The following is a 3,047-nucleotide window of genomic DNA, read 5'->3' on the forward strand; positions in this document are numbered from 1 at the left end:
TGCTGGCTCTCCCGTCTCCCGCGCTCCGGTGTCCGGAACGCGAAAGAACGAGATTCTAGCGAGCCCAACCGGGCCTGGCAAGCGTTATTTTGATACTCATAAAAGAGGAAATGACGCCCCATGACGCTTAGGCCACGGGCACGTCGCCATGCATGAATGGACGCCTGACTCAGGCCGTCGCGTGCGTCTCCATCACCCGCTCTACGACGTTCAGATAATGGTCCAGATCCGGGGTCGCGCGGTTCGCTTCCTTGGCCAGATCGTCCCAGCGGCGCACGCGCAGCGCGTCCTCTGCAAATGGCTTGCTGAGAAACGCCTCCGCTTCCTGCTTGCTGAAGATGCCGCCCTGCAACTCGAGGCTGCGCACGGAATCCGCCGAGAGGCGGCCGAAATAAGTGTCATCGATCGCGCAGAGGCAGCGCTTGGCGTCGACATGCAGACGAATCGGCTCCAACACCGCCTCCGGCAAGACCGGACGTAGAAACGGCAGCGCGAAGTATTGGTGTAGATCGTCGATGCCGCGCTCGGTCGGCGTTTCGCCGAAGCGGTTCAGCAAATGCCCAAGGTCATGCAGGAAGGCTGCCGCGACCAGTTCGTCGTTAGCGCCCTCACCTTCTGCCAAAGCAGCGCTTTGCAGCGCATGTTCCAACTGCGTGACCGGCTCGCCGCTATACGCGACATCGCCGTGCTGCTCAAACAGGGTACGAATATCATCCAGATTCAAAGCCACGCCTTCACTCCCAAGGTAAAGAAAATGTCTTGAGGTTGGTAAAGCTCTTCATGGCTTCCTGCACCCCTTCCTTGTAACCCAAACCCGAGTCCTTGATACCGCCAAACGGCGTCAGCTCGAGCCGGTAACCCGGCACTTCCCACACATTCACCGTACCGACCCGCAATTCGTTGATCAATCGCGTGATCGCATCCTGACGGTTGGTGCACACCCCCGAAGACAAACCGAATGCCGTGCCATTGCTGATCCGGATCGCGTCGTCGAGCGTGTCGAACGTAATGATGGGCGACACCGGCCCAAATGTTTCTTCGCGCACCAGTGACATCGCCGGATCCACGCGGTCCACCACGGTCGGCGCATAAAGCGCGCCCGAGCGCTCGTTGCCGATCAGCAGCCGCGCGCCCCGGGTCACTGCCTCATTGACGCGCGCTTCAAAAAGCCGCGCCGCGGCTTCGTCGATGACGGTGCCCATCTGATTCGCGGCGTCGAACGGATCGCCGTAGGACCACGCGCGAGTCTTCTCCACCACCAGCTCGGTAAATCTCGCCGCCACGCTCTTTTGCACCAGCATGCGCTTGACGGCTGTACAGCGCTGGCCCGAATTCTTATAGGAGCCCTGAACAGCAAGCGTGGCCGCACGCTCGAGATCAGCGTCCTCGAGGACGATCAACGGATCGTTGCCGCCAAGTTCCAGCACGACACGTCGATACGCCGCCTTCGCCGCAATATATTTGCCGATCGCGACGCCGCCCGTGAACGTCACCAGCTCAGCAAGCGGGTGAGTAATCAGTTCGTCGGCGATTTCACGCGGATCGCCGGTCAACACCTGCAGCATCGGCTCCGGCAAGCCGGCTTCATACAGGATATCGGCCAGGTAGAAGGCCGAGAGCGGCACCTTTTCGGACGGCTTCAACAGGACCCGATTGTTGGTCGCGATAGCCGGCGCGACCTTGTGCGCGACCTGGTTCATCGGATGGTTGAAGGGCGTAATCGCAACGATCACACCAGCAAGCGGCTCACGCTGCGCAATGGCCGGCCACTGGTGCGGCGCGGGTCGAACGACGCCCTGTGGGGCGCGATAGCGGCAGCTGTCAGGCACGTCAAGGCAGACGTCCTCGAAGTCCATTGGGTTCCCGATGGCAGCGTGTTGCACGAGCATCTCAAAGCTATGCCGCAATCTCGCGTCTTCCCTTTGTTGCCCACGCCTATGCGCGGTCACCAAGGCTACTTCCTGGATCTGCGTGGCTTGCCATCGGTCGAGGACTTCGTACGGGAACTCTCCAGTCCGCGCCGGTATGACTTGCGCAGATATCAAAAACGGCTTGACGCGAAGGGGCACACTGAGTTCGGTTGGTGCACCACGGCGGAAGAAACCGCGCAACTCGTCACTTGGGTTTTTGAGCAAAAGCGAGCTTGGGCAGCCGCGCGCGGCATCAAAACGGACTACCTCGAGGACGACCGGGCAACGGAATTCTTTGTTCGACTCGCACAACGGCTCGATCTCGCGAATACTCCGCTGGTTTCCTTCGTCAAGGTGAACGGCACTCCCGCTGCGGCGGTCATCAATCTGGTGGGCGGGGATACGGTGGAATATGCGATCTGCACTTACGACCCCGCGTTCAAGGACTGTGCGGTCGGATTCCTGATGCTTCGCTACCTCATCGAATGGTCTTACGCTCACGGCAAAAATTTCGATTTTCGCCCTGTCTACGCCGACTATAAGGAACGTTGGTCCACCCGCCAGACCTGGCACGAAACACAGCTGATCTTCCTGAACTCGCGTGGCCATCTGCTCGATCTGGCGCTGCTATGCACCTATTCGGTTCGTGCCGCGCGCAAACTGAAACGCGAGGCTATTCGCGCATTGACCCGCAGACGCGGCCGCGCTGCGCACACTGCGGGCGCAGCGGCGGCGCAACCCGGTGGAACGCAGACGCACCGCGACCGGGACAGTGTGCGCACCGATATCCGGTAGGCTAATGCGCTCGCGACTGCACCTCTCCGCTTAGCACGCGATCGAGCACCAACGCGGCGTAAGGGACATTGGCCTCAACCAGAATGCCTGTGTGGCTACCGTGCACGTTAGCCACAACAAGCCCTCGCTCGGCCACTCGCATCCAGACGGGCAGTGGATCGCCCCGGTCCGCCTGCGCGGTGTCCGCCCGCAGATATTGAACCGGGCTCGCGCGGTACGGCCTCGGCCGGTAGTTCATCATCGCGACACGCATTGCCTCGCGCACGTACAGCAGTGTCGCGGGCAGCCCTGCGGTGTCTGCAGCCGGCGTGCGCGCCATATAGCCGAAGCGCATCCGGATCC

The 3,047-nt window shown here is 61.3% G+C and carries 2 protein-coding genes and 2 pseudogenes; 1 reads left to right on the forward strand and 3 read right to left on the reverse strand.

The window, feature by feature from the left end; all coding sequences use genetic code 11:
• Positions 1 to 169: 169 nt before the first annotated feature.
• Complete coding sequence (locus tag P3T40_RS44785) at positions 170 to 730, reverse strand: phosphonate degradation HD-domain oxygenase (protein WP_429274071.1); 561 nt, start codon at positions 728 to 730, stop codon at positions 170 to 172.
• 4 nt (positions 731 to 734) lie between these two features.
• Positions 735 to 1,757, reverse strand: a pseudogene (gene phnY, locus P3T40_RS44790) (phosphonoacetaldehyde dehydrogenase); the annotation flags it as partial.
• A gap of 180 nt (positions 1,758 to 1,937) precedes the next feature.
• Between phnY and P3T40_RS44795 the strand changes: the two are divergent.
• Positions 1,938 to 2,705 (forward strand): GNAT family N-acetyltransferase, encoded by a 768-nt coding sequence (locus P3T40_RS44795; protein ID WP_429274072.1) that lies wholly within the window; start codon positions 1,938 to 1,940, stop codon positions 2,703 to 2,705.
• 1 nt (position 2,706) lies between these two features.
• Here the strand turns inward: P3T40_RS44795 and P3T40_RS44800 are convergent.
• Positions 2,707 to 3,047, reverse strand: a pseudogene (locus tag P3T40_RS44800) (acetoacetate--CoA ligase); the annotation flags it as partial.

This window comes from Paraburkholderia sp. EB58 (assembly GCF_050436665.1).
GTDB lineage: Bacteria > Pseudomonadota > Gammaproteobacteria > Burkholderiales > Burkholderiaceae > Paraburkholderia.

What these genes read in the sequence shown, in the direction of transcription:
- P3T40_RS44795 (WP_429274072.1), top strand. Translation starts at nt 1,938, where the DNA reads ATGCGCGGTCACCAAGGCTACTTCCTGGATCTGCGTGGCTTGCCATCG.